General features: G+C 42.1%; 28 protein-coding genes. 9 read left to right on the top strand and 19 right to left on the bottom strand.

Translation table 11 applies throughout. The features are described from left to right. Positions 1 to 19 precede the first annotated feature (19 nt). On the bottom strand, positions 20 to 652 hold the full coding sequence (locus tag ONE56_RS18315; RefSeq protein WP_423840685.1) for a thiol:disulfide interchange protein DsbA/DsbL: 633 nt from the start codon (positions 650 to 652) through the stop codon (positions 20 to 22). 315 nt (positions 653 to 967) lie between these two features. On the opposite strand from ONE56_RS18315, the gene ONE56_RS18310 reads away from it, so the two are divergent. Further along, complete coding sequence (locus ONE56_RS18310) at positions 968 to 1594, top strand: OmpA family protein (RefSeq protein ID WP_041154022.1); 627 nt, start codon at positions 968 to 970, stop codon at positions 1592 to 1594. 96 nt (positions 1595 to 1690) lie between these two features. On the opposite strand, the gene ONE56_RS18305 is transcribed toward ONE56_RS18310, so the two are convergent. The 4 genes from ONE56_RS18305 to ONE56_RS18290 form a co-directional block, all read right to left on the bottom strand. Continuing rightward, on the bottom strand, positions 1691 to 2050 hold the full coding sequence (locus ONE56_RS18305; RefSeq protein WP_041154021.1) for a glutaredoxin family protein: 360 nt from the start codon (positions 2048 to 2050) through the stop codon (positions 1691 to 1693). Between the two features lie 90 nt (positions 2051 to 2140). After that, positions 2141 to 2683 carry a hypothetical protein gene (locus ONE56_RS18300; RefSeq protein ID WP_041154020.1) on the bottom strand — a complete coding sequence of 181 codons (543 nt, stop codon included), beginning with the start codon at positions 2681 to 2683 and terminating at the stop codon, positions 2141 to 2143. Beyond that, positions 2670 to 3215, bottom strand: a complete 546-nt coding sequence (locus ONE56_RS18295) for a YaeQ family protein (protein ID WP_041154019.1) — start codon at positions 3213 to 3215, stop codon at positions 2670 to 2672. Before ONE56_RS18295 ends, ONE56_RS18300 begins: the two co-directional genes overlap by 14 nt. A 109-nt stretch (positions 3216 to 3324) precedes the next feature. Continuing rightward, positions 3325 to 3534 carry a cold-shock protein gene (locus ONE56_RS18290; RefSeq protein WP_005375625.1) on the bottom strand — a complete coding sequence of 70 codons (210 nt, stop codon included), beginning with the start codon at positions 3532 to 3534 and terminating at the stop codon, positions 3325 to 3327. 361 nt (positions 3535 to 3895) lie between these two features. Here ONE56_RS18290 and ONE56_RS18285 point away from each other — a divergent pair, with 361 nt between their 5' ends. The 3 genes from ONE56_RS18285 to ONE56_RS18275 all read left to right on the top strand — a co-directional run bounded on the left by ONE56_RS18285 (position 3896) and on the right by ONE56_RS18275 (position 7176). Beyond that, complete coding sequence (locus ONE56_RS18285) at positions 3896 to 4129, top strand: alternative ribosome-rescue factor A (protein ID WP_423840684.1); 234 nt, start codon at positions 3896 to 3898, stop codon at positions 4127 to 4129. A 344-nt stretch (positions 4130 to 4473) separates the two neighbouring features. After that, positions 4474 to 6477, top strand: coding sequence for a HAMP domain-containing methyl-accepting chemotaxis protein (locus ONE56_RS18280; protein ID WP_423840683.1), 2004 nt, complete (start codon positions 4474 to 4476; stop codon positions 6475 to 6477). 219 nt (positions 6478 to 6696) lie between these two features. Next, a complete protein-coding gene (locus ONE56_RS18275) occupies positions 6697 to 7176 on the top strand; it encodes a Dps family protein (RefSeq protein WP_423840682.1) in 480 nt (159 codons plus the stop codon). A gap of 64 nt (positions 7177 to 7240) precedes the next feature. On the opposite strand, the gene ONE56_RS18270 is transcribed toward ONE56_RS18275, so the two are convergent. From ONE56_RS18270 to ONE56_RS18250, 5 genes are all read right to left on the bottom strand, one after another. Further along, complete coding sequence (locus ONE56_RS18270) at positions 7241 to 7864, bottom strand: HAD family hydrolase (protein WP_423840681.1); 624 nt, start codon at positions 7862 to 7864, stop codon at positions 7241 to 7243. A 66-nt stretch (positions 7865 to 7930) separates the two neighbouring features. After that, entirely contained in the window at positions 7931 to 9007 is a 1077-nt protein-coding gene (locus tag ONE56_RS18265) for a PQQ-dependent sugar dehydrogenase (RefSeq protein ID WP_423840680.1), read from the bottom strand. A gap of 164 nt (positions 9008 to 9171) precedes the next feature. Continuing rightward, entirely contained in the window at positions 9172 to 9822 is a 651-nt protein-coding gene (elbB, locus tag ONE56_RS18260; protein WP_041154013.1) for an isoprenoid biosynthesis glyoxalase ElbB, read from the bottom strand. 326 nt (positions 9823 to 10148) lie between these two features. Next, complete coding sequence (locus tag ONE56_RS18255; protein ID WP_423840679.1) at positions 10149 to 11045, bottom strand: cation transporter; 897 nt, start codon at positions 11043 to 11045, stop codon at positions 10149 to 10151. Between the two features lie 174 nt (positions 11046 to 11219). Continuing rightward, entirely contained in the window at positions 11220 to 12098 is an 879-nt protein-coding gene (locus ONE56_RS18250; RefSeq protein ID WP_041154011.1) for a LysR family transcriptional regulator, read from the bottom strand. A gap of 219 nt (positions 12099 to 12317) precedes the next feature. On the opposite strand from ONE56_RS18250, the gene ONE56_RS18245 reads away from it, so the two are divergent. Beyond that, positions 12318 to 12893 (top strand): class I SAM-dependent DNA methyltransferase, encoded by a 576-nt coding sequence (locus ONE56_RS18245; RefSeq protein WP_423840678.1) that lies wholly within the window; start codon positions 12318 to 12320, stop codon positions 12891 to 12893. Positions 12894 to 13062: 169 nt separating this feature from the next. On the opposite strand, the gene ONE56_RS18240 is transcribed toward ONE56_RS18245, so the two are convergent. Beyond that, on the bottom strand, positions 13063 to 15027 hold the full coding sequence (locus ONE56_RS18240) for an acetoacetate--CoA ligase (RefSeq protein ID WP_423840677.1): 1965 nt from the start codon (positions 15025 to 15027) through the stop codon (positions 13063 to 13065). A 229-nt stretch (positions 15028 to 15256) separates the two neighbouring features. On the opposite strand from ONE56_RS18240, the gene phhA reads away from it, so the two are divergent. Together phhA and ONE56_RS18230 are read left to right on the top strand one after the other, a co-directional pair. Beyond that, positions 15257 to 16051, top strand: a complete 795-nt coding sequence (gene phhA, locus ONE56_RS18235) for a phenylalanine 4-monooxygenase (protein ID WP_331438766.1) — start codon at positions 15257 to 15259, stop codon at positions 16049 to 16051. Beyond that, positions 16041 to 16370, top strand: a complete 330-nt coding sequence (locus tag ONE56_RS18230; protein ID WP_041154007.1) for a 4a-hydroxytetrahydrobiopterin dehydratase — start codon at positions 16041 to 16043, stop codon at positions 16368 to 16370. Before phhA ends, ONE56_RS18230 begins: the two co-directional genes overlap by 11 nt. A 75-nt stretch (positions 16371 to 16445) precedes the next feature. On the opposite strand, the gene ONE56_RS18225 is transcribed toward ONE56_RS18230, so the two are convergent. Then, positions 16446 to 18215, bottom strand: coding sequence for a choice-of-anchor I family protein (locus ONE56_RS18225; RefSeq protein ID WP_423840676.1), 1770 nt, complete (start codon positions 18213 to 18215; stop codon positions 16446 to 16448). Positions 18216 to 18427: 212 nt separating this feature from the next. On the opposite strand from ONE56_RS18225, the gene ONE56_RS18220 reads away from it, so the two are divergent. Continuing rightward, positions 18428 to 18772 (top strand): HopJ type III effector protein, encoded by a 345-nt coding sequence (locus ONE56_RS18220; RefSeq protein WP_423840675.1) that lies wholly within the window; start codon positions 18428 to 18430, stop codon positions 18770 to 18772. Positions 18773 to 18822: 50 nt separating this feature from the next. On the opposite strand, the gene ONE56_RS18215 is transcribed toward ONE56_RS18220, so the two are convergent. After that, complete coding sequence (locus ONE56_RS18215; RefSeq protein ID WP_331438769.1) at positions 18823 to 19131, bottom strand: cysteine-rich CWC family protein; 309 nt, start codon at positions 19129 to 19131, stop codon at positions 18823 to 18825. 141 nt (positions 19132 to 19272) lie between these two features. Here ONE56_RS18215 and ONE56_RS18210 point away from each other — a divergent pair, with 141 nt between their 5' ends. After that, positions 19273 to 19488 carry a DUF3820 family protein gene (locus tag ONE56_RS18210; RefSeq protein WP_005375557.1) on the top strand — a complete coding sequence of 72 codons (216 nt, stop codon included), beginning with the start codon at positions 19273 to 19275 and terminating at the stop codon, positions 19486 to 19488. Positions 19489 to 19693: 205 nt separating this feature from the next. Here the strand turns inward: ONE56_RS18210 and ONE56_RS18205 are convergent, their stop codons facing one another. From ONE56_RS18205 to ONE56_RS18180, 6 genes are all read right to left on the bottom strand, one after another. Beyond that, positions 19694 to 20389, bottom strand: a complete 696-nt coding sequence (locus ONE56_RS18205) for a hypothetical protein (protein WP_041156638.1) — start codon at positions 20387 to 20389, stop codon at positions 19694 to 19696. A 305-nt stretch (positions 20390 to 20694) separates the two neighbouring features. Beyond that, entirely contained in the window at positions 20695 to 21612 is a 918-nt protein-coding gene (locus ONE56_RS18200; RefSeq protein WP_423840674.1) for a DUF2971 domain-containing protein, read from the bottom strand. A 4-nt stretch (positions 21613 to 21616) separates the two neighbouring features. Then, positions 21617 to 22864, bottom strand: a complete 1248-nt coding sequence (locus ONE56_RS18195; RefSeq protein ID WP_423840673.1) for a DUF3644 domain-containing protein — start codon at positions 22862 to 22864, stop codon at positions 21617 to 21619. Between the two features lie 119 nt (positions 22865 to 22983). Continuing rightward, positions 22984 to 23748 carry an ATP-binding protein gene (locus tag ONE56_RS18190; protein WP_423840672.1) on the bottom strand — a complete coding sequence of 255 codons (765 nt, stop codon included), beginning with the start codon at positions 23746 to 23748 and terminating at the stop codon, positions 22984 to 22986. Positions 23749 to 23879: 131 nt separating this feature from the next. After that, a complete protein-coding gene (locus ONE56_RS18185) occupies positions 23880 to 24905 on the bottom strand; it encodes a DUF4365 domain-containing protein (protein WP_423840671.1) in 1026 nt (341 codons plus the stop codon). Between the two features lie 145 nt (positions 24906 to 25050). After that, positions 25051 to 26166, bottom strand: coding sequence for an FRG domain-containing protein (locus ONE56_RS18180; protein ID WP_423840670.1), 1116 nt, complete (start codon positions 26164 to 26166; stop codon positions 25051 to 25053). Between the last annotated feature and the right edge of the window lie 86 nt (positions 26167 to 26252).

Raw genomic sequence — 26252 nt, 5'->3', positions numbered from 1 at the left:
CTTGCCTACTCAGCTAGTTTTAATCAGGTTGTTTTAATAAAAAATTAATGGTTTCGGCCATCGCTTCAACACTTTCATGTCCAGCGCTAAGCACTTGATATTTTCCGTTAACGATAAACGTTGGAACGGAGTTAATTTGCCCTTGGCTTGTAATGGCTTCTGCTTTTTCTATGTAGTCAAACAATTTCGTTTGTTGCGGCTCATCAAGGTAATAAGGGCTAATCAGGTTACGTGATTCAAACGCGTTTTCTACTGCCGCTTGGCGTTCTTCTGCTGAAGCTTCTGGTCCCATTTGTACTGCAGAGAAAAGATCGGCCATAAACGCTTTTTCTGGCATTGCGTCTAATTGCATTACCGCTGTGTAGAAAATTATCGCGCTGACTTGTGCGCTTTTATTAAAAGTGACGTGCACTTTTTGGACCTGTTGGTTGGTCAATGATTCGATTTGAGGAATGTATTCTTCCATCGATCTGCAATGCCCACAGGTTAAAGAGAAAGCTTCAGTAAGCGGTGGTAGCTCAAACTCTTGGAGTGAGGTAGGCAAAACGTCATATTGTTTACCCTGTTGTGGCTGAATATTGCCGTTGTCACATGCTGACAGGGCAGCGATCGCGGCAATGATAGCTAGGCCTTTAGAAACGGTTTTGAACATGTTTTTATCTAAGTTTGAATGTTTTCACTAGTTTATCGGTTAACGTTAGCGACGAAAACCATTAAAACCACTTGTTACACTTAAGTTGGGGACGGCTCAATGAATATTGCATCGTTCTATGACCCATTTTTCATTGTCTGCAATGGCACAATATATGCTAACAGTATATGCAAAAAGTGCATGCGTATTGGTGACAGGCTATTACTTAATAACTGTATAATAAGCCTGAATATACGGGTTGTGTTTGACTACAGCTAAAGAAATCAAGCTGTAGGTCGACACAATCAATAAGAATTTATCTATGTTGGTAACGGTATGAAACAATGGATCTTAATCATATGTGGCATTCTCGCTGGGTGCAGTAATCTCAGCGATGAAATGATGCCTGGCGGAAATATGCTGGATACAGCCCCGAAAACCAACTCTGAGTTGAGGCATCCAGAGTGGGGGTATGCCAGCGCGCCACGTGCCGTTGCATCGCCTCAAGTCCGCCAAGCGTCACGTATGCCTGTCGGGGAATCACAGAAAGTCACTTCGCTAGAAATGTTTTTGGACAGACACAATATTGCCCATGAAACGGTTCGCGGCGGACATTTAATGGTGAGACTTAATGATCGCGTCCACTTTCAGACCGGTTCTTCACAGTTATCTCGACAATCACGGGATTGGTTAAAGAACTTGGGGTATTACCTTGCAGATCGTAGTGATGTGGATGTTGTTATTGATGGTCATGCGGACAGCACTGGAGCTGCCAGTTTTAACGACTCGCTATCAGAAAAACGCGCTCGTGAAGTTGAGAAACAGCTATTAGCCACCAATATGCCAAAGCAGCGTGTTTTCTCGCGCGGATTTGGTGAGCATGTGCCGCAATGTACCAATGCGACCTCGAGTGGGAAAGCTTGTAATCGACGTGTTGAACTGATGCTGCTTGTGACTGACTAACTGTTACTCATCTTTATCTAGGCTAAAATCGCAAAGAGACAACCATATTGGCTGTCTCTTTTCGGTTGAGTGAAGCAGTTGTTTGGAAAGAGAAAATTAAGCAAACTCTTTCTCGATGTAGGCGACAATGTCGGATGACTCGTAAAGCCATTGGGTTGCGCCATCTTTTTCAATACGCAAACACGGTACTTTAATACGTCCGCCGCCCTGCTCAAGCTCTTGACGGTGCTGTGCATCGTTTTTCGCATCACGTAGCTCGATTTTGACCGACTGTCGTTTCATTGCACGACGTACTTTGACACAAAACGGGCAGGCATCAAATTGATAGAGAGCAAACTGCTTGGCTTTGTCATCTACGATTTTTTGTTCTTCCGCGCTGCGTTTGATCCCACTCGGTGAAAAAACAGCATTGAGCAATAAGATGATCTTGCCTAAAAACCAACGAATAAACTTCATGATAGGTCCCTGATGAACATGAATAAGGAGTGCGTGTCGCGTCTTGAGAGGGAGTCTATCAGGTGTTCGAGATGGATAAAACCATGCTTTTTATGAGGATAAGATCCGCTTTACCCATCCCAAAATACCGTCGCTAGAAGTTGAGTTTGCTTCTTTACCTAAGTAAAAGCTTTGCATTAACTCAGTTCTAAACGCGTCGATATCAACTCGCTTGATAACAAGTTCATGTTGCAATGACTGTTGGGTTTGCTGGGCATGATCGTGTGCCAAACTGAAGTCCATATTTAAATACCCTTGCGTGTAAAGCCATAAATGGGTGATAAGAATAAGATCTTCCGTTACTGGGTTGGTAAACTTGCTTGCGTGTTCATCACCTAAGGTGTCTGTCAGTACTTGCTGCATCTGCTGAGTAGAATGAGCTTGTTGCTCATACAAGGCACTGGCTTCAATGTGAGATTTGGTTAGCAAGCCAAGAAGATGAAGAGTTGGCGCGGTACTAGGTTTGTGTTCACAAACACGCTCGAATAAAGGTGCTTGTTGCTGCAGCCAACGTTGATTTGCCACGGCATGCTCTTTGATAAATGGAATATCAGTGAATCCCATCTCTTGAATCAATTCATTAAGAGGCGTCATGGCTTTGCAACTCCTTCAATGTAACTTCGACATGTTGATCGTTAATATCAACAAATATAGACGTACCCGAAATCATAACAGACAGGTTGGCCCCTCGGTCAAGGCTATGACAAATGCTATCGATAGCGTCGTAATCAAAGCTATATACACTGACCGGCAGCATCGAAAATTTATTGATGACTTTGTCCCACCATACGGAGCTTTTGGTGTTGAAGCTGTAAACTTTGACCTGTTTCGCTAAGCGGGAGGCTTTTTTGACTCTGTCTGGCTCGGGCTCCCCAATTTCGATCCACTCAACAATGGTTTGGTCATCCGCGACATGCCATAAATCTGGCTCCTCAATGGAGGATAGACCTTTAGTAAACTCCAAGTTATTTTGGGCATTCAGGCAGTAGGCTAATACTCTCGCCAACATGCGTTGTGGCTTCTCCGAAGGGTGAAGGGCGATCGTCAGGTTTTTGGAGTCGTAATAATCGTTGTTCATATCAGAAATCGCGATACGAAACTTATAAATGGTTGGTTTTAGAGCCATGGACGTGATCAGTAGTTTATGTGACAGCGCACTTGATGTCAGGTTACTTGGGAGTAGGCAAAAAAATAGCCAGCTTAAAAGCTGGCTATCGTATCAAATTCTTTAGAAATTAAAGTACTTTGATTTGCTCTGCTTGAGGGCCTTTTTGACCTTGAGAGATAACGAATTCTACTTTCTGGCCTTCAACTAGAGTACGGAAGCCGTCACCAGTGATTGCAGAGAAGTGAGCAAATACGTCAGGGCCGTTTTCTTGTTGAATGAAACCGAAGCCTTTAGTTTCGTTGAACCACTTAACTGTGCCAGTAGCTGTGTTAGACATGTCTATTTCCTAATTATAACGTGTAATCTTTCGCCTCAACGGCGCTTATAGCGTGGAAAAATAAATTGCTATTGCGTACCACAGGACGACGGAATCACGAGAAATCCAACGAAATGTGAAAACAAAGAACTTTCTTTCTAGCCGGCTTTGAGTCTAGGTTAAATACGCTGAGAGTCAACATTTATTGGCACTTTAAGTCAATTATTTGTATCCAGTCACCTTTTACCCAGCATGTTTTTGACTGGATTTCAAATAAATGACAGCGAAGTGAATTTTTTTAGTATAAAATACAACCGAATCTACAAAATTGATTCAAAGTCTTAATTTTTGTTCCATCTGGTTTGACCATTGAGGAGATATTATGGCAAAGCATAAATCTAAATCTCCGCTGAATGTCACTGAGCAAGACACTGAGTTCGGCAGAGGGCAAATTAAAGACAACGCGCTAAAAGCCGTCGTCACCAGCCAACTGTTTAAAACGAGAGTAGTTAAAGCGAAGAAAGGGAAAGGAAGTTTTAATCGGAAAGCGAAGCATAAAGGCGAAAAGCCCTATTCAAAGCACTCTTTAAAGAGGATTTTGAATAGGGCTTTTTAGTTTCCGCTGGTGTTAAGTTATCGATTGGTTTCATTCTCGATGCTCCTCTCAATGGGTTCCACGTTTATTTGATTCATGAACCAGTCATGATTTGGGTGTCTTGTTGTTCAGCTCATCTTGCTAATGAATGGGTCTAAAGTCGAAGAAAAACTTGAATACCATTCATTTTCAATGATTTTATTTAACATTTTTGTAAATATTGGTATATTTATACTCACTTAACTTCAAGGTGTTTGGTTTTTCCGAGAATACTTGGCTGATGGATCTGTCAACGGATAAGGCACGACATTCTGTAATTTGAAGTTACTGGGGTTAAATCGCTCATCGTTGTCAGGAGTTTATGGATGAACCTTACGATATCAAGAAAGTTACAGCTAAGCTTTTTGTTGTTGGCCGTGCTTTTTGTGGCATCATCGGTATTTACTTATCGAAATATTACCGTTGTTGAACAGCATGCTTCGTCGTTGCTTGTTTCTGATTTGCCTACTGTAGACACCAGCCGGGCTATTCAGCAATCCGTACACGCTTCGTTATCCTCTATTCGTGCCTATATGTTGCTTGGAGGCGAAAATGAAGCGACAGGTACAGAATTGAGCCAAAATGTTCAAACAATTATGACTTCGACCGATGAATCTTTGCCTACTTTACAAGCATTGATCCCTGAACAGGAATTTCAAACCATTCAGAGTCAGTGGAACGCGGTTAAGGACCTACTTAACCAATTGATAGCGTTGAGTCATAGCGAAGAAAACCTCCCAGCTCACAATTTATTTATTAATGAAGCCGCACCGATTGCTGAAGTTGCATTGGATCAAATCCAAAGCTTGATCAATGAAGAGTCTGGAAACCCCTTTGGCGGAGATCGCAAACGCCTTTTTAAAGTCTATGCTGACAGCTATACTTCATTGGCAAATGCTTTGTCTGCACTACGTGATTTTCTTTTGTATGGAAATCAAGATCACCTTGATAAATATAATGATTTGATTAAGTTCCATACTCAGTCAGTAGCCGAAATCGATGAAAAAATTGATAGGCTTTCTGACAACGACCAATCACTTTGGTCTCTGTTTAAGGAAATGCAGCAACTTTATTTTCCTCTCGCCAAGCAAGTAATCGCTTTGCGCCAATCTGCTGAATGGAATAAAGCAAATTTGTTGATGGCGAACGAGTTGTTGCCAGCAGCAGATGCACTTGATCACAGCTTAGAAACGGTCGTACGCGAACAACAGGAACGCGCCAATCAAAGTGGACTGGGGATCAATCAATCGATCCAAAATGTGCTGTCTTCTATGTTGATTGCCGGTGCGCTTGTTTTAGCCGCAGCGATAGCTATCTCCAAGTTTATGGGTAATAACATTGGTCGTCGGGTACAGAAGGTATCCGAGAGAGCAAAAATCATTGCTTCTGGTGATGTCTCGCAGCCCGCATTAGCCGTGACTGGCCATGATGAGCTTTCTGTTCTAACTAACGCCATCAATAGGATGAATGAATCTTTAGCTGGTATTGTTTCTGGGGTCAGTGGTAAGGCTAGCCAAGTCGAATTTAGCATGGGTGAGCTTTTACAGTCGGCTCAAGTCACGTCCAGCCATGTTGAAAAGCAGCAAACGAATATTGTTGAAATGGGACGGCAGCTTGAAGAAATCGCCATAGCTGCGCGCAATACACTCGATCAAGCCAATCAATCGGTACACAAACTGTCTGAGTCGAACAGTGAGATCGATCAGGGGCGCCAGTCGTTAGAGCAAAATAAAGCCACGATGGAGAGTTTGTATACCAGCGTAGAAAATGCGAGCACTCAAGTAACGTTGTTGAGTAAAGAGAGTGAGGCCATTGGCCGTGTGACGGAAGTCATTGAAGGATTAGCTGAGCAAACCAATTTGTTGGCTCTCAACGCAGCTATCGAAGCGGCGCGGGCTGGTGAACAAGGGCGTGGTTTTGCGGTTGTCGCTGATGAGGTACGTATGCTAGCGACAAGAACTACGGAATCAACGTCAGAAATTAATGGCATTATTCATGCGATTCAGCGCTCGACTCATGGAGTGGTAAAAGAGATTGAGCATAGCCAGTCACTCGCAGAGCGTGGCGCAGAACATATTGAACAAGCGGTGACAAAATTGGTATCCACCACTGAGCAAATCAGTTCGCTGAATGGACAAATGGCTGAGCTTGCCGCCGCCGCAGAGCAGCAGTCCCATGCAACGGAATCGATTACTGGTCTGATGGAGGATATCACTCACGCGGTCAGTCAGGTTTCGTCAAACAGTCAACACGCCTCTGAGACGTCGATGCAAGTCAAACAACAAGTGACAGAGCTTAACCAGCAAATGGCCACATTTAAAACAGCGTAAACATATAGCCAAACATTCTTCAGTTGTCTTGCGGAGTGTTTGGATTCACATACCATTTTATTGTCTGTTTAAGTGCGTCGACAGATCCATTGATATTGGTTATCGAAGCTATAGCCATAACCGAATTCCTTTACCCAGTCCACAATCCTAGAATGATTCCATCAGCAGTGAGAAGTAAACGCTGCAAATTTAAATTGAATCATACATAGGAGCTAGATGATGAGCACACAAGTTAACTTAATTGGTCTTGATCGCCAACAGTCAGAACAACTAGCACTGCAGTTGAATCAGCTACTTGCCCATTACCAAGTGCTGTACATGAATACGCGTGGCTACCACTGGAACATTAAAGGACACCAGTTCTTTGAACTGCACCTGAAGTTCGAAGAGATTTATACAGATCTTCAAACCAAAATTGATGAGCTTGCTGAACGAATTTTGACATTGGGTTACACACCAGAGCACGCATTTAGTCACTATTTGGCATCAAGCAAGATAAAAGAGCACCAGAACGCTGTCTCTGGAAATGACTGTGTGAAAGGGTTAGTCGACGGATTTAGCGTTCTGCTTGTTAGTCAGCGCGAGATTCTAGCCAACGCCAGTGAAGCCGGAGATGAAGGTACTGCGGCGTTAATGAGTGATTATATTCGCGAGCAAGAAAAGTTAATGTGGATGCTTAACGCTTATCTACAAGGCTAAAATCCGTAAAATGGTCAAAGGAGCACTGGTGTGCTCCTTAGTCTACTTCTACTTTAATGACGCACTAGTTATTTTCAATGACACGCTTTACATTGAAATGTTCAAGAAGGTCTAACAACTCTGCTACCGCAAGTGACGCGGATTGATGAAACGATAGCTGCTTACCATGATGGATGAGGCAAGATGGCATCTTTGCATTGTAGGCGGCTTGTAAATCATAAATAAAGTCACCAACATACAGTACTTCTCTCGGCATGAGTCGCCACTCTTTCGCCAACATTTGCAGCGCTAATGGATCGGGCTTAGGTGGATAACATTCGCGCGTAATGACAAGTTCGACTTCAATGTTGTTATGTTGCAACTTGCGTTGCGTCGCTATTTGGCAATTACGTGTCACAATGGCTGTCTTAATATGATTGCTTTTCAGATAGGCCAACAATTCGTGACAACCCAATAAAGGATGTGAATGTTCCGCGTCAGAGATCTCATGGTCGAAAATGACGTTGTGTGCATGCTCTCTCTGATTTGGATGCTCTATCTGTTCGACAAACGTTAATAAGTCCTCAGTTGGAGGGCAGCCCAGTTGGTGGCGCAGCCCGTTAAAGTCCATATCCGAACTGACCAACGTGTTGTCCAAGTCGAAAATGACCGCTTTAATGCTCTCTATTTTCAAAGGGAAGGGCGTCATAGTTACCTCGTAAACATGGTTTAACACGAACAGGTGTCTTACGCTTAAATGAACGCATTATACGGCCTACGCCTTCTCTAAACGGAATATCTTTCCACTGTCTGTTGAAAAGTAAATATGTCCATCTGGGCTGGTTGTAATGTCTCTTATTCTTTCACCCAAAGCTTCCAGCAGTCGTGTGTATTCCGTCAGTTTGTTGTTCTCTATACTTACAACGTTAATATGCGTCAGTTTAAGTGCGCCTGCGACGATTTTCCCATTCAGTTCAGGGTATTGATTTCCTCGATACACGAGTAAATTGCTTGGGGCGATAGACGGGATGTAAACCAGTTTTGGGTCTTCCATTCCCGGTAAGGACTTCGCGTCTCCGACATCAAGCGGCCCCCAGTATTCCTGACCTTGAGATACGGTGGCCCAGCCATAATTCATGCCTTTTTTGATTAGGTTAATTTCATCGCCACCACGAGGTCCGTGCTCTATAGACCAGAGTTGCTTGGTTGCCTTATCGTAAAAGAGTCCTTGTGGGTTTCGGTGGCCATAGCTCCAAATTTCTGGGCGTGCGGTCGATGCGTCAAAAGGGTTATCATCGGGAACTGAACCATCAAGGTTGAGGCGCAGAATTGAGCCGGCATGAGTTTGCGTATTTTGTCCGTTCTCACGCTCTCCACGATCACCGATAGAGAGATAGACTTTACCTTCAACAAACGCAATGCGGCTGCCAAAGTGCCGACTTGTATCGGTATACGCATCAGCGATAAAAAGGTCTCGCCAGTTGACTAATGCGCTTTCTTCAAGCTCTGCGGTTGCTAGGGCAACCGTATTTCCTTTTGCAGTCCGTTTGCTATAGGTAAAGAAGAGTTGTGGCTTTTGGGGATTGGTGTTCGGTGCCAGTGCAACATCAAGCAAACCTGCTTGACCGCTGGTATTGACGTTTGGAACGGTGAACAGTTTATCTTTCTGACCGGATTCCACGTTGAGCAATGAAACTGTGCCGTTCTTTTCATTGACCAACAGTCGCTGCTCATCTAAAAACTCTATGCCCCACGGAATGTGAAATCCTTGAGCAATTTCTTTTACTTTGTACTCCGTGGCATTTACTGCGAAAGAGAGGCAGCAGAGCAAAGTTATAGCAACAGTTCTCATGGTTCCTTCCAATTTGAGTATGTTTATTAATAGAAGCTAGCACCTAACGACGGAGTTTGTCAGGGAAAGAACTGTATAAAGATGTAAAAACCCCCGAACGTTTTTCGAGGGTTTGATGAGTAATAGACTTCACTTTCTTGAGGTCACAGAATAGATTTAAGTTATTAGCTAATTTCTATCAGCTTAGATACGAGCTTATCTATGCCTGCTGCCGCTTGCGAAATAGTTTCGGCCAACATATAAGCCGGTGTCGATAAAACGTTGTATTTCTCGTCAAAAACAATGTCTTCTACTTTACATTCAATATGCTCGCCTCCCATCAGGTTAAAGGCGGTAGCGGTCGCTTCATCATTGCCAATGGTTCCTTTTACACCTTGCTCATAAATCATAGGAATGATGATAGGAGAAATGCACAGATAACCAGCAGGTTTTTTGGCGTTTGCGAACCCGCGACATGCTTGAGCAACATGCGTATTGATGGAGCATTCCGCGCCAGAGACTGCAAAGTCGGTCAGATTTTTTGCTGCGCCAAACCCACCAGGGATCAACAAAGCATCAAAGTCGTCGACGTTGAGTTTAGCAACATCCTCAATATTACCACGCGCGATTCGAGCGGCTTCTTCTAGTACATTTCGCGAACCGTTTGTTTCTTCTCCAGTGAGATGATTAATCACATGGAGCTGGTCAATATTGGGAGCGAAGCAATGCCAAGTGGCTCCTGCTTTTTCAACCGCATGGAGTGCTAAAACGGCTTCATGTAACTCTGTTCCATCATAAACACCAGCGCCACTGAGGATGACTGCGACTTTTTTCATTTTCCCACTCCTTGTATATAAGTTTGCATTGGTTTCAATCAGCATAGAGTGCGAGCACTATACAGTTCAAGCACCAGAGCACTCTTTGAGTATGGTTTTTAATTTCACTTTAATAAAATACCACATTGAATATCGCGATTTATGAATCATAACTATTGGTAGGGCATCATCAAGGTCACTATTGTCTTGTTCTCGTGTTGGATGGCTATCAAAGAAAAACAGTAACGGAAGAATAAAAATACCAAGAGGCGGCGTGAGATTATTGGGGAAAGCTAAGCGCCCAATTAGTCGCTTAGCTTAGATAGGGGATTTGGAATAAAGAAGGTCTAAAAAGTCGCCACGTTTAATTGCAACTGCAATTTAAACTTGTGCTTGGACAGGCGTTTAGTTAACTGATGTCTTGTTTGCTCTAACGTTTCTAACTCAAGCGTGTCATTGTCAACGCGCAGATCGATATTTACTCGTAGTTCTTGCCCCACTTTAGTGATTCCCGCGACTTTTAACTGATGGTCAGAGGCTTTATTTATTTCTAATACATCATGCCCGACCACTTGGCACAACTCTTTACTCGGAGCCATCATAAGTAGTTCGCGCAATGCTCCGCACAGCATATCAAATGGAACTTTAAGGAAATAAAAGCCCATAAGAATCATCATCATTGGGTCGGCATAGACAGCATACTCGGAAAATGGAGATATCGATACTAACCAAGCCGAAACAAAGCCAAGTGTAACCGCAACGCTGAGTAGCGTATCCATTTGCCACTGCTTTTTCTCTGCCTCAATCAAGCCCGATGAAAAATGGCGGCTCCGTTTAGCCATAAACCACCACGCATAGCCACAACCTAACACATTCACGATGCCGAACAGGGTAGCAGCAGACGCATCAACTTCTCGTCCACCAGACATAATCGCAGAGAGCGCAGAATACAAAGAAAACAAAACCACAATCAATATAACGATGGCTTTGATCGCGATGACGATAGGCTCTAAGACCGCTTTTCCAAAAGGAAATACTGATTTAGAAGGCTTGTTGATGTAGTAAGAGGCGGCCAGTGACAATAATGTTAACAGTAAGCTAACCAAAGAATATACACCGTCAAATACGATGACAATGGAGCCGACAGCCAAGCCAAGAACCATGCCCATGACCGCAAAGCCCGAAGCTAAAAGGGCTGAGGTAGTGAGTGCGTGGTTTTCGTTTTTACTTGTTCTGTCACACATAAAAGATGCCTAGTTGTATTATTACCCAGTATTCTTGTCGCTAGGGGTAATTAAGGCAACTACTAACTTTATTTTTAGCAAGTGAATTAGGAATGGTTTAATTTAATTTGTTTAAAAACAGTTAGTTATGGTGGGTTTGTGGTGTCAATAATATTGACAGTCAGTGCGAAATAGTTAGAAGTCAAATAAATAATCACTGAGTTTATCAGCTAACCAAGTCATTGCTGGGTGCTCGATTTGGCCATTAGGCGCGAACATACAGTAATCTTCTTGCGTTAAACCGTAAGTGTGTTTAATGACTGCCAGTTTTTGTTGACGTAAATAATGGCGGATGAGTGGTTCAGGCAACACCCCCCAGGCATCTTCTTCCAAAATGGTATTTAGCATGTAATCGAAGCTAGAAAAGCCAATGTAACGTGTTGAAAAAGGTTGTAATTCTGGATTGTCTTTTTCATTCAAGTAGACCATCAGTGCTTGCATTTGACTGCGCAAATCCTCGTCGGATACACGGCGCATTTTACTTAGTCGGTGCTCTGCACTGCAAACTGACATCATACGAATTTTGCCGAGAGGGTTATAAACAATATGCGGGTCGTCGACTCTTTCATAGTCAACACCAAACGCGAAGTCGACTTGCTGTGTTACCACTAAGTTGGCTAAGTCACCGCTAGAGGCCAAAATGAGGTTAAAGGCCGTAGAAGGGTAGCGATTATTCAGTTTATGCGAAAGCTCCTGCCAAAGGTCATCAGGGAGTGAGTCATCACGAGCCACCCAGACTTCTGCGTTGAAGCCTTCAGTAACCTGAGCGCATGTTTTACGGATACGTTGCGCAGTGACCAACAGGTACTCACAATCTTTGTACACCGCTTTGCCCGCTTCTGACAGCGTTAATTGATTCCCTGTTCGTACAAACAATTCAACGCCAAGGTCTTTTTCTAGCGCCTTAACTGACATGCTGAGCTTGGTTCGATTGCATTCAAGGTGACGTGCGGCTTCCGAAACGGAGCCACAATCGGCAATAACGCAAAAAGCTTCTACTTGAGCTAAGTTCATGATTTAACATAACCAAAAATAAAATTTATATGAAAGAAGAGCAACGTGTCGCTGTGCTCTCAAAGCTGTGAAAGATTATCGAAAAAAACAGTAATTCGCCAGATAAGTCTATGGCCTTTTAACGATTTTGGGGTACCCTATACAGTCTCAAGGCGCTAGTGAGTACCTTGACGTCTAACGGTGATATGTGGGGCATAAGAAGTGAACATGGAGGCCACGATGGCACAAGATTGGGACGGCTTAGCAAAAAACTGGGAATCCAATCCAGCAACAGAGAAATTTGCGCAGTCAGTATTTGAGCAGTTACAACGATTAACTCAGCTTAATGGTCTTAAGGTGCTAGACTTTGGATGCGGAACAGGACAGTTAAGCCAATTATTGTCACCGATTGTAAAAGATATCGTGGCGCTAGATGCATCAGAAGGTATGATTGAAGAGTTAGACAAGAAAGAGCTTGCTAACGTAGAACCGGTCGTAGACGTGCTGTCGAGAGGTTTAGTCGCGCAGCATCCGGCGTTTCGCGGCCAGTTTGATCTTGTGGTCGCCTCGTCAGTTCTAGCCTTTGTCGATGATTTGGACGCTTCTTTAAAAATTGCACTTTCTATCCTCAATTGCGGTGGTTACTTTGTGCACTTCGACTGGGCGGCGGATCCAGAAAGTGAAGGTTTTACCGTTGCTCGCTCTGAGCAAGCGCTGAAAAAAGCGGGCTTTTCAGAAGTAGAAGCAAAAAAGGTATTTGACATTACCTCAGATACTCAAACGATAGCGGTTGTAATGGGTATTGGTCGTCGCTAAGGCGATAAGCCTTGCGTTTTGACTACAGAGTTAGGCGTAGATATCGCCCCAGCAAAAGTTTTGAATAATGAACATTAACCAAAAGCGAGCGATTTAACGCTCGCTTTTTGTTGTCTTTAACGTCTACTTATCGTTAACACCCAGGCTAAATCCCGAATATGATTTACGCCTAGATTCGTGCTCTTATTTCATCTAACACATGTGCATTGGCTATTGAACCAAGGTTATCAACGTCTCTGCCATTGATCACTTGTTTAACGGCGAGTTCCACGAGCTTTCCTGACCGAGTCTTCGGTATGTCACTGATAGCAAAAATCGCACTCGGCACGTGTCGAGGAGAGCAAGAAAGTTTCAGTTGTGTTTTGATCTTCGCAATTAATTCATCACTCAATGTCTCGCTGTCTGCGAGCTGAACAAACAGCCAGATCTGTTCATTTCTATCGATTTCTTTGCCCACGGCAATCGAATCTACAATGCCATCTATTGCATTGACTTGCTGGTAAATTTCAGAGGTGCCTATTCGTACACCACCCGGATTTAGCGTTGTGTCACTGCGACCATAGAAAATATAGCCACCCGTTTCGGTTGCTTCGACGTCATCCCCATGATGCCAAACATTATGAAACTTGTCCCAATACGCATGGTGGTAGCGCTCACCGAAGTCATTCCAGAATTGGGATGGAAAGTTGGGAATGCTATTGACACATACCAGTTCGCCACGTTCACCGACAATACTGTGACCTTGCGGGTTGAATACTTTGACATCCACCCCTAATCCAGCGCCCTGGCACTCTCCGCGATAAACAGGAGAAATAGGGTTACCTAGAACAAAGCAGCCACATATATCCGTACCCCCAGAAATAGACGCTAAATGAACGTCTTCTTTTATGTGCCGGTACACGTAATCAAATTGTTCGGGAAATAGGACAGAGCCCGTCGAGCAGATGGTTTTCAGTGATGGAAAATCATCGCTGTCTTTCGGTGAGTAGCCTACTTTTTCCATCGCTTCTAGGTACTTAGCGGAAGTGCCAAACAAAGTGACTTGTGCCTTTTGCGCTAATGTCCAAAGTACTTTGTGGCTCGGGTAGATTGGGCTACCATCAAAAATGACTAAGCAAGCGCCACTTGCCAATGCGGATACGTGCCAGTTCCACATCATCCAACCACACGTTGTGTAATAAAACACTCGGTCATTCGGTTGCACATCGCAATGCAGTTGATGCTCTTTTACATGGTTAATGATGGTGCCACCAACCGAGTGAACGATGCACTTGGGTTTTCCCGTCGTTCCAGAGGAGTAGAGAATAAACAATGGATCATTGAAACGGCCGCGATGAAAAAAGAGAGATTCTGGCGAATATTGATTGAGGACGTTCTGCCAATCTTGAGTACATACATCGCATTCGCATATATGTGGCTTTAGGTTACTAATCTGACAAACTTGCTTAAGCCCTTGTAGGTTTTCTGCAAGCTTGTGGTTTTTATCTGTCATGTCGAACGTTTTACCGTTGAACGTATAGCCATCACAGATAAATAGAACTTTTGGTTTTACTTGGCCAAACCGTTCCAAAACACTGTCAACACCAAAGTCCGGTGACGTTGATGTCCAGGTTGCACCTAAACTTGTGGTGGCTAACATCGCGACAATGGTCTGGGGTAGGTAGGGCAGGTATCCAGCTACGACATCTCCTGGTTTGATGTCACATTCTTTGAGCCATTGTTGAACACTGGATACTTCATCACAGAGCAATTGCCACGTATAGGTTTGCTTTTCTCCTTGCTCGTTTTCAAACCAAATGGCTAAATCGTCAGGCTTTTGGTACGCAAAGCTAAGCAAATTTTCGGCATAATTGATATGAGCGTCAGGAAACCAAATCGTATCCCGATTCACTATGGGTTGTTGCCATTTGCTGTCTCCCTGAATTTTTACTGTATCACCTGGGTTACCAATGACGTCACAAAACAACCATACCTCTTGCCAAAATTGTTCGGTATTGTCCAAAGACCATTGATGTAACTCCGAATAGCTTCGGATGTTATTGCCCTGCTTGTTTACGTGTTCAATAAACTGGGTCAGGTTGGCTTCGTCGATACGATTTTCGCTCGGTTGCCATACTTTATTGCTTTGGCGCATTGTCCCTTTGCCCTTCTCATAACAAAATGCTAACAAGTTAAGTGTGAGAGGATTATCTAATAAAGTCAAACTTGCGATAACTTATTGACTGTCAATAAAATCATGATGTTACAATGTTTTGTAAACAATATGTTACAGTATGAAGGTGCCGAGAGTGACGCAATGGGATTGGAAGCTGCAATGAGTCCGGATAGGCTTTATGTAAAAGGATTGTTAATCGAGGTGTGCCATGACTCAGTATCATTCTAAGCCTGTCAACCAAGAAGGGAAGGTTGAATGGAGCCCAGAGGAAGACGCGATTTGGCGCGATCTGGTCAGCCGACAAATGAGTGTGATTCAAGATCGTGCTTGTGATGCGTATCTACATGGTTTGGCGTTGCTTAACTTGCCAACCGATCGTGTCCCCCAGCTCCCTGAAGTAAACAAAGTGTTGAAGGAGGCAACAGGCTGGCAGGTAGAGCCTGTGCCTGCGCTCATTGACTTCGATCGATTTTTTAATCTGTTAGGTAACAAACGATTCCCTGTCGCCACGTTTCTTCGCAGTCGTGAGGAATTCGATTATTTACAGGAACCCGATTTTTTCCACGAAATATTTGGTCACTGTGCGATGTTAACCAATCCCGATTTTGCTGCATTTACTGAACACTATGGACAACTCGGTCAAGCGGCAACATCTAAGCAGAGAGCCTATCTCGCCCGTCTATATTGGTTTACGGTTGAGTTTGGCCTGGTTAAAGAAGGTAACCGTACAAAAATATACGGAGGAGGCATTTTGTCCTCTCCGGGGGAAACCATCTACGCATTGGAAAGCGATACAGCAATACGCGAGCAATTCGACTTACAAACGGTGTTAAGAACGCCTTATCGGATCGATATCATGCAGCCCAAGTATTATGTGATAGATGATTTTTCACAATTGTATCGCATTAGCCAGTTAAATCTTTTAAAGCAAGCCGATCTCGCGATTGACGCTGGTTTGCTTCCTCCACTCTTTGAACCAAAGGAACCCGCTCATGTTGAATGAACAAAAATGCGAAGCTTGTAGCCTCGACGCGATCGCCTTAAATACAGAGGAACAACAGTCTCTACTTCTGCAACTGTCAGACTGGAAAATCCTAGACAGAGACGGCATTTCTCAGCTCGAGAAGGTGTATAAATTTAAGAACTTTAAGCAAGCTTGGGCATTCACCAACCAGATAGCTGAGTTAGCTGAAGAGGAGTTTCACCATCCATCAATTCTATTAGAGTGGGGGAAGGTGACGGTAACATGGTGGAGTCACTCGATTAAGGGGTTACACAAGAATGACTTTATCTGTGCGTCCAAGTGCGATGAGCTGATATAGTATTGCACTCATAGAGCAAAGTACCACGCCCGCATACCGACGCGGGCGTGGTTTTTTTACGTATTTGTTGTCGTCTTAGAATTCTATTCGATATACAGAGGTAGTACCCGACACCTCATTGCCTACCGCAATAAAGTGATGGTTATTGCGAGTAAAGTAATGGATCGACTCCGGACCTAAATCGCCTGCTTTTGGGTTGTAGGTATCGTTCGCACATTCACCGTCGTCAACTTCGGTGCAGACAGGCTGGCCGTAATCACGGTGATTAACATAGTGCAGGAACTTAGCTTGCTCAGGAATGGTAATATCGTAAACCATGATTCCGCCTTGGCGCTCCAGGCCAATAAAGGCGTAGTCGCGGTTGTTGATATGCGCAATTTCAATCGCTTCTGGTTCCGTCCCCTTATCATCGCTGCGGTCATCACCACTGCTATTGTTGTCGTTGGTGCTGTTAAAGTTTTGACCTTGATTTTGGTAAGCGAACGTTGCAAATTCATCACCACTATCAAAAACAAGTTTGCCATTCTCATCCCAAATGGAGAAAGATCGCGTGCCAAAGGCTTGCACGTTGTCTTTCGCAGATAAGGTTATTTTCGGTTTAATCACTTTAAGTCGAGCCAATTGTTGATTGTCTTTCAAAGCGTTGGCTAGTGGGTGGTCTTCCGCAATGTCGAGCTTTTTCCCTCGGACTTCATCAACATGGCTTAGACAGGTACCTTGTTTACTGGCGTAATCATCGCTACCCGCGTAGTCATCTTCATCCCACTTAAAGCCTTTTTGATCGCACAGCTCTTGAGTGGTTGTAAATCCGTATTCACGGCCATCACCTTCGTTAGCAGAGACGATGTAAGTTTTCCCATTAACCGTATAGCTATCTAACGTATCTGGCATGTATAAGCCGACCAATTGAGGATAGCTTTTGAAGTTACCAACGGTTTTGTCTTTGTTTGATGCATCTAATTTAGAGTCTGACCACGATTTCTCACCTAAGCCGACGATCTTCTCTACAGATTTGATGTCTGGGTTGATGATCGCCAAGGCGTTGTTTTCCTGTAAGGCGACATAGATTTTTCCATTCGCTCCAAACGTTAAGTATTCTGGCTCAAGGTCTTGCGCAACACTTGCGTTTGGCGCAGAAATGCGGACATGTTCTGGTAGTTCGTTTTTCCTGCCTTTATCAAACTCATTGAAGCCGATTTGAGTCACTTGCGCACTTTTTACGCCTGTACTTAGATCAATGAGCGTGACGCTACCTTCGGGATCGACGCTGTAGTCGCCATTGGGTTCGCCTTCATTAGCGGTCGCAATGTAACGACCGTCTTTAGAGAAGCCCACCATATCTGGTAGTGCACCAGCAGGATAGGTTGTGATGAGCTCAAGTGAGTCCGAACGGTATAGTGCTATGATGCCGTTGTGTTGTTTGTTACTGTTTTCTATCGCAACCGCGATGAGACCACCATTGACCGCCACACTGTTTGCGGCGCCGATCTCAACCCCGGCTGATTTCCCAGCGCTTGTTAAGTCAATGTAGGTGTTTGATGAAGGTACGCTATTGTCATCCATTTCTAATACATCAATGCGTTGTGCTTGCGCATTTACTACATAAAGCTTATCAGTACACGCATCGTAGGTAACAATCTCTGCCGCTGAAGTGTTAAAAGGCGCATTTGCCACTGAAGTGCCGACAAACGTTAGACCCTTAAGGGGGACTCCTGTTGAAGTCGGTGCGTTAGTCGGTTTACATTGTAAACTGTACGTTGTGTTTGCCTCTTCGGCTTGCACACTACATGCAATGGCGAGGGAAGAAAGAGCGAATACTCTGATTGCCTTAACGGTTGTGTCCATGGTTTTTCCTAATTGAGTTGATGCAACAGAGTTCAATGCATGGAATAATTATTCAGGTTTTTGAGTAAAAGACGTTGGTGCATTGACTTGAGCGTATTTTGTTAACGCATTGAATGTATGTATTATTCATGACCTTTGTATTGGCTTTTTATGAAACATATATGTCACTTGTTGTTCGAAACAGAGCAGTGGCAAGAGGATTTGGAATTTACATGGAACTGAAACAATTTTTGGATGCACTTGCGTCACAACCAGAGAAAATCGAATTTGAAACCACAATCGCGGTCATTGAGGCAAATTACGATTTCACGCCAACGTCTTTTATAAACGGCGAGACACAAAATGGTGCCGGAGAGAATAATGGTTCGTGTAAGATCTTTGCGTTTGGTTTACTCAACGGTTTGGACAAGGATGCGACGTTAGCTTGCTTTGGTCGTTTTTACCGTGAGGATGTCTTACAACACCCAGATAACAACGACCATCAGAATATTCGTAATTTTATGGTAACAGGGTGGGATGGTGTGAAGTTCGATGCGCCAGCACTGGCGGTGAAGTAAACGTTTCTACCCAAACAACGGCCATACATGGGTTGTTTGGGTAAAATTTATTATTCGATAGGCTTCTTCTCTAAGCATTTACGGCAAAGGCATTTTTGCCCTTGTTGTGGTGTTGGTCGCTCTCTGGATTCAACGTCAAAGCACCAGCAGGTTTCTTTCCCTGCCTCGATATCGCAGTGAGATTGGCTACCACACTCAGGACAGTCATGTGTTGAGTCGTTACCTGTGATCTGCTCGATGAGCTCGTCTCGCTGCTCATCCGTTTTATCTTTCCATTGAATAATTTCTGTAATTGTCCGATGGCAACCAGAACAGATACCGCCATTGTTCTTGCATGCGGCACGACAAGGTGACTTCATTTTATTCTCATAACTCGTTCTTAATGTCGCGTACTCTAGCATAAAGAGAACATTGGATGGGAATATCATGCAGGAGAACTATCCAGATGGTTTGGGTATAATAGTAAACAACATTGCTCACGCACCTGAACAGATAATCTTATGTTAGAAAAAGAAAACTTGATAAAACTGGCGAGAATGCAGATGCCCTTCGGTAAGTACGCAGGACGAGTGCTTATTGATTTACCAGAAGAGTATTTACTATGGTTCGATAAAAAAGGCTGGCCGAGTGGTGAACTAGGCGATTTGCTCAAGCTGTGTTTAGCTCTCAAAATTGAGGGGTTAGACAGTGTGGTTAAACCTTTGAAACGGATGTAATTCCTTAGGGTGATACTAAGTCAGCGAATAGATTTTACCTTAGGCATGTCAGAACGTTATCGTGTTACATGCCTCGTCAGCACACCTTTGGACAGAAATCATTTAGAGTCGATATACTAGATTTCAGCCTCTGCAGTACTTTAGGTAAGTGTTATTGATAAAAAGAAACATGTTTAGTTCTTGTAAATCTCCACCTAGTAGCTTGTTAGTCATTAATTGAGATAGAAATCGATTGCTTGATGTCACCCGTAATGTACTTTGGTGCAATAGAGAATAAGAGCATTTCAGACCAGTATGGTTCGTGACGTTCGTAGATAGCTTTAGAGAGTTCAATCATCAGGTCACAATATCTATGGTATGCATCTTTATAACTTATTTTGTCAGAATCTCGGCCAGTGAGATTAATGATTGTATCTAGGTCTAATTTGATTAAATCTTTATTTCGACCCGAAGGCATCGGATAGAACTCATTAGTATCAGTATGTTTGAGCAACAGCCAATTAAGTGAGTAGATGACCCTTGAGTCGTAAATAGCATACTTCGTATGATCGAGAAAAGAGGCAACTTTAGACATTGATGAAATTACATCGAATGTATTTTTATCTAGAGCGCCTTTGCTGAGACGAGCATCTAGCTTCGACAGTATATCATCATTTTTTTCTGTCGATTTGAGACTTCCAATCCCTCCCCATTTCTGAATAACCCAGTAGCGATTGGTTAAGTCGTTAACTAACAAAGAGCTCAAGTTGTGCTTCATGAAAATATTTCGGTCATAGTTCGAAGTAATTTCGCTTGGAAAATCTAACGGGCAGTCCTCTGGCATCATCCATGTAAAGTATTCTTTGAGTGGAAATTCTTCAGCGATTGATTTTAGTTCTTCTATTAGGGGTTCAAGGTTCATGGTATATAAAATTAAAATTAAGATTAAGTTTTCTATACGTTATCAGGTCTTGAGTTGATGTGCTTAATTTATCGTAAATAAACTGAAAAACCACTTCTCTCACTCGTACTTCAATACCAAGTTACTCTGAAGGAGCGTAGCTATATTCTGGAATTCATCTGACCTTTTAAACTCACTCCGGTACATTTTCATGCTAGAAGTTTGAGACCTATCTGACACGATGATGGACAGAAGTGAGTTAGTTCAAAGATTCTAAAATACCGATGTTAGCTTAGAAAAAAGTATCTTGAAACCTTAGTCGTTTGCTATACAAACATTTCTTCAAAACCTAAAGTAAAATGGGTCTTACTTAACTGAGCTTTAAAAATCGGTATATTTTTACTGCCTACGAGACTACGAATTAAGTTAACATCTTCGTCAGATGCACGGCATCCTACAAAAACAGCAGATATGCATTCCGGTGGTAACTTAAATAAGAAAACAGATGTAGGTAAGACGGCTAAAGAACCATAGATTTCATTCAAAATAACATCACTGTAGCTGTACTTCATCTCTTCTCGGTCATCAGTCGAACTCCCATCCCAGTCTTGATTGTTGAACTCTTCATATTCGACAGGATCAACTTCAAAAGTGACAGTGTGTTCGTCTTCTTCGACGATATCAAACAAGTTTACATACAAGTTGTCATAGAACTCATGGAGTTGTTCGAATAGTTCGCGGTCTACACGAACATAATCAGCAAGCCTCAGTTTCGGTAATATACGATGCTCTTTTTCGTATATCCAATCATCACTTTTAGTGAGAAGTAGGTCTTTAACACACACTTCCGTTTGTAAGGGTGAAAACCGCTCCCTGTTGTAGAGTACTCGTTTAATCGCATCTCTTATGGAGAGTTTTAAATTAAAGAAATAATCTAACCTTTCATAGTCAAACTCAACAACAATCCCTTTGTGTTCATGAGCATAATGAGACCACATCAGAAGGTTATTGTAATTTTCAGTAAATGAAATAACACCAACTTCATTGAAGTTACCATCAGTAGCAAATTGCTCAGCTTGTTCAAAAAAGTCTTCACCAAGCCCCTCACGGAGAACTTTATCAACTAAATCTTGAGCAGGACTCAGTTCAAATGGGTCATTCAACACCCCACGTTGGCTCGCTCGCAGACAATAGTTTGAAAAAAACTCCTCTCGGAAAGGCATATATTTATATATTTTCTTCATACTGTTAATTGGCTCTTCTGACCTTTTCTAGAACTTCAGGATTCCTTAACTCATCAACTAAGAACTTAACCCACTTATTCGTATATAAATAGCCATCAAACCCTTCTATGTAGGACGAATATTCACCTTTGAAATCAGTTTTAATATCCCTAGGTCTAGCCTCGTAGTACTTCCAGCATTTCGTATGTAATGGCATATTGAATTCTGGAATTTTCTCTTTGACTGATTGCATGACCTTCGATGGCTTTAATTTAAACGGATTTTCAATCCCTTTGATAAATGCAACACCCTGCTCATAATTTTTTAACTCTTCTTCAGAGAGGTTATTTACATTTATAAACTCTACTGCTAAATCTGACGACTTGGCATGGTTACCCAATTTAGGTATGAGCATAGCTCTAATCCTATATTGTTGACTTTCAACTATGTCGTCACTTAAATCTGCTCGGTAACTTTCCATGTAGTGGCGTACGATTTTATAATTGTCACGCTGCAATTGTTTAAGTGTATCTATTTGAGCCTGTTCAGAGACACGACTAAGTTGCATCGCAATTGTAAGGTTAGCGCACAACGCATGAGAATCACCAAACTCATCAACAAGCAAGTTTTCAAAGTTCATTAATGCAGACTGGCACTCACCAGCAACAGCTAAGTCAATTGCCGGAAGGCTTCTATGCTCAATTTTGTTACGCAATCCAATAAGGAATTGAAGATTGTACTTTTCAGGACGTTCTACACCTTTCCAATATTCGTTACAACATTCCATTAGCTCCCATGCTTTTTCTTCACCATCAATGATAGTTGGCTGACCATCTTTTAGATAAAAGTAGTTGGTTCCCTTTTTTTCGAAGATCGCGTGAAACAACGCTGTATAGGCGATAACAATATTGACTATATAGCCATAGGTCTTAAATTCTGTGTATGGATTGTTGTACGTCGAAACAGCAAGTAGCGCAAACTCCCTGGCTTTGTGCAATAACATACCTTTTATAGAATGGTCAGTAACTTGTTGCAGTTTTTGACTATGAACCGCTCTAAACTCTTCCTTACTTAGGGATTTAATTCCTGATGTCAGATAATGCGATCCATCCTTTTGAACATATTGGTGCCATCGCTTAGATGGATAAGTTCCGCACGTTTGCTTTTTCCAACCTGTCGCATTGGCTAACTCTTCAATAGTAAAAGACTCGCCTGCATTCTCTTTTGAGGCAAGAAATGCATAAGCCAAGTCTACCTGAACGTATCTACTCATTTATATCCCCTCGAGGTTAACAATTAACGCTTTACTAAGTGGCACTGACGATTTACCAGCCGTAAGCACACAACCACAAGCCAAAAGTGCCAAGCATATGATGTTCGTTTGAGTAACTTTTAGTGGTTTTTTTGCATACGCTCTAGAATGTAGTCTTGTAGAGCGACGCCTTTTAATTTTTGTTTACATCCATTTACTCGAACCCAAGTATCACCCGATGAATTGAAGAAAAGACCAATGGTGTTTGATTTAGGAACATTAATCTCTAAAATATACCCATTATCAGTATTGATTACAGAATGAAATTTCACTCTGATTTTTGTTGGATCTATTGCTGGTTCAATTGTACCAATTTTGGCGTTAACTACTTTATTGATATCATCTTTTTGCGCAGCAGATAGGGGCAAACTCTTAACTGTGCCATCGTCGCAGATCCCCCAGAAGATGCTGCCACCTGATCCGTTTAGAAATGCAACCACATATTCATCGACTAAGTTCTGTATAGATTTTTCAGGATTTTTTCCTTTAACTTCCTTAAACTCATGGGTGAGATCCTCCTCTAGAGAGCACCGTTGTCCCTCAATAAATCTATAGTCAAAACTGTCTTCAACTGTCTCCAGTTCATCAGGCAAAGATTCAAAAAACGCTCTAAGCTTTTTAATGGTTCCAGAACTCATACGAACAGACTGAGACATTTTATTGATGGAGCCACAACTCTCGATTAATGAATCTAGTTGTGCCAGTGCTTTAGTTTTGCCAACCAACTGTCCCCAAGTTTCAATCTGTCGATTTCGTTGAGGACCACTTTGCAATCCACCGGGATAATACCTTTCGTTGATTACTTCAAATGCAACTTCTAAATCCCACTTCTTATTGATAATCAATATTGCTTCCTCTTATTCCGAAGTTTGGAAATGTCCGCTCAATTTGTGAGGACACCGTATACACACAAGCCAAAATTAAAACCAAAAATACCAAGCGTTACGAATCGACTTGAGGCGTTTGTTAGATTTTTTCAATAGAAGTAAACGTAACCTTCTACTTCCAATTGTTCAACTAACTCTCTCGTCCAAAGTAATTCAGGAAACTTAACCGCGAAGTCATTTAGTGGTTGAATAGCCAACTCCTGCTCATAGAACGCATACAACATAACAGCCAAATCACGAATATCTCTTTCTAAGTCACAGTTTTGGATAATATCTAGCAGCTTGGTGGTTTTTCTATCAATAATGGATATTATTGCCTCAGCACTTTGCCCAAAAGAACCTCTTTCAAATCCATCTTCTACATCTAACATGCTAAGAATTCGAACGATATCTTCTACTCCGAAACTAGAAATAGACACTTTTAATTGCGCCTTAAGCTCCTGAGGAAACTTCTGGGATGAAGTCCTGTAAATATCTTGATGCCCGGGAATATGAGCCATGCTGTACAATATTGCAGGATCCAACATAGTAAGTTTTCGTTCCTCAAATACAGTTATGACTTGCTCCCATGCAGTTACTTCATGGCAATAGCTGTGGCGAAGTACATTAATCCCTAAGCTATGTTCTGTTGTATCGTTTGATAGAACGAACCTAATTGCTTTATTTAAATCAAGTTCTATCTGTCGCCTAAGGTGTATAGGTTTGAAAAATTTATCAAAATTTTCAGGTGAAAATGTAGCAAATTCCGTCTTTTTAAACGTAATTGTATATGGACCATGGTCAATTACCTCTTGGTTATCTATAAGATAATTTTTTATATCAATCCAGTAGGATTTTTGCTCTTCAGGGCCATATACTACCCCCACCACATTTAGCGAATGAGATAACCAATATTCAAAATGATGTTTAGAAGCAGGGATCGAACAAGACACATCGCTACAAAAGGATTTACCTGATTTTATTTGTACGGCAACGGTTATTCCCTTTATGTCAGCGCCATCAACTAGCTCAATAAACGCATCGTTTCCGTAATCGTTTTCTTGATGTACTTCGTGGAAAATAATATTCGAAGATTCGACAATATCTCTAACGAAATTAACCCCCCTTTCTGGCAATAGCAGAACTTGTTAACTTTTTTGTACCCATAATTCCTCGAAAATCTAACGCCTTGCTATGCGATGAGTGAGTGTGTGCCATGTTTGAGCAAAGCGAGTCCGGCACGCGTTCACGAATCCTACTTAAGCAATTTATTATATGCAATTAGGCTTGGTACCTATTTTTCATTTGCATTGCAACGTGTTCAATCTCTGGATAGATCGTTGATTTCATGATTCCCAGTGATGCCAACTGATCCAAAATCTTTTGCTTGTTTTCCCTCATAACAATTAATCTTTTCGAATCGATTAGTACCTGTTTACTTTCAGAGAAGTCAGCACAATTTTTCTTGGTACCATTTATTCCAAAAAGCAAAAACGCCCCCTCTTGCTTGATAATTCGTGGATTATCAAGCTTAGGTTTAACACAAATTACGGTCTCCAAATGCTTAGCGTTAATTACTGACTTGAAATATGGTTTCTCTTCCTTTATTTCATGTAAAAGTAACTCAATCTCTTCTTGTTTATTAAAATCGTCTTTTTCTAACAATTTAATATTCTGAATCGAGAATGTAGATGGCCTACGAGCTAAATTTGCAATAATTGAAACAGTATCACTATCGTAAAACTTAACATCATCCAAATGAAAGTCATAAATAATGACTTCTCCATCATCATTTTCTTCACTACTACAAGCAAAGAAAAGTGCAATTAGTGGGTTTTTGGTTATATCAAGTAGCCTACTTGGTAGGAAATAGTGCTGCATTTTCACTAGGTGTTCAAATGTACTTCTAGCATCTTGGAAATCATTAGGACATTTCGTTATGATTTCTCGATACATTCTATGTTCATTTTCAATCAGACCATTGTTTCTGTAAATGGACGGCTGAGCTTTAAACCCAAAGTACCCCTGACCTCGATAGTACAACTCGCCATTAGACTTTAGTTTTTCAAGCTCAGCTAAAAAAGTTCGAACACTTCCAATCGGAGTGTGCTTTTCAATTGAGTTTCGTTTATCACGGTCATCAAGTTCATTCTTCTGACTTTGATGCTGACGAAAACTCTTCATGTCTAACTTGGAAAATGCATCACTAACAGAGTAATTATCATTATCTTCAATAAGAAGATTTGACCACTTCTTTCTTAAATAGGTTTTAACTGTTGGAATACTCCACCCAGTGAAATCTGCTAACTCAGATAACTTAAAGCTTGAGTTAGTTTTATGTTTTTCGGAGAAAAACATAAAAGCCTTATCTACATGACTCCATTTGTCCGTTGCCACTTAATTCTCCTTTGCATATAACGCTTTATAGACAGATTATTTCCTTACTTACATTCCACCTATCTTGCTTTCATATGTTGTGAACC

The organism is Vibrio mytili (genome assembly GCF_049563345.1).
In the GTDB taxonomy this organism is placed as follows: domain Bacteria; phylum Pseudomonadota; class Gammaproteobacteria; order Enterobacterales; family Vibrionaceae; genus Vibrio; species Vibrio mytili.
Note: the sequence above shows the minus strand (reverse complement) of the source record. Positions and strands in the feature narration are given on the sequence as shown.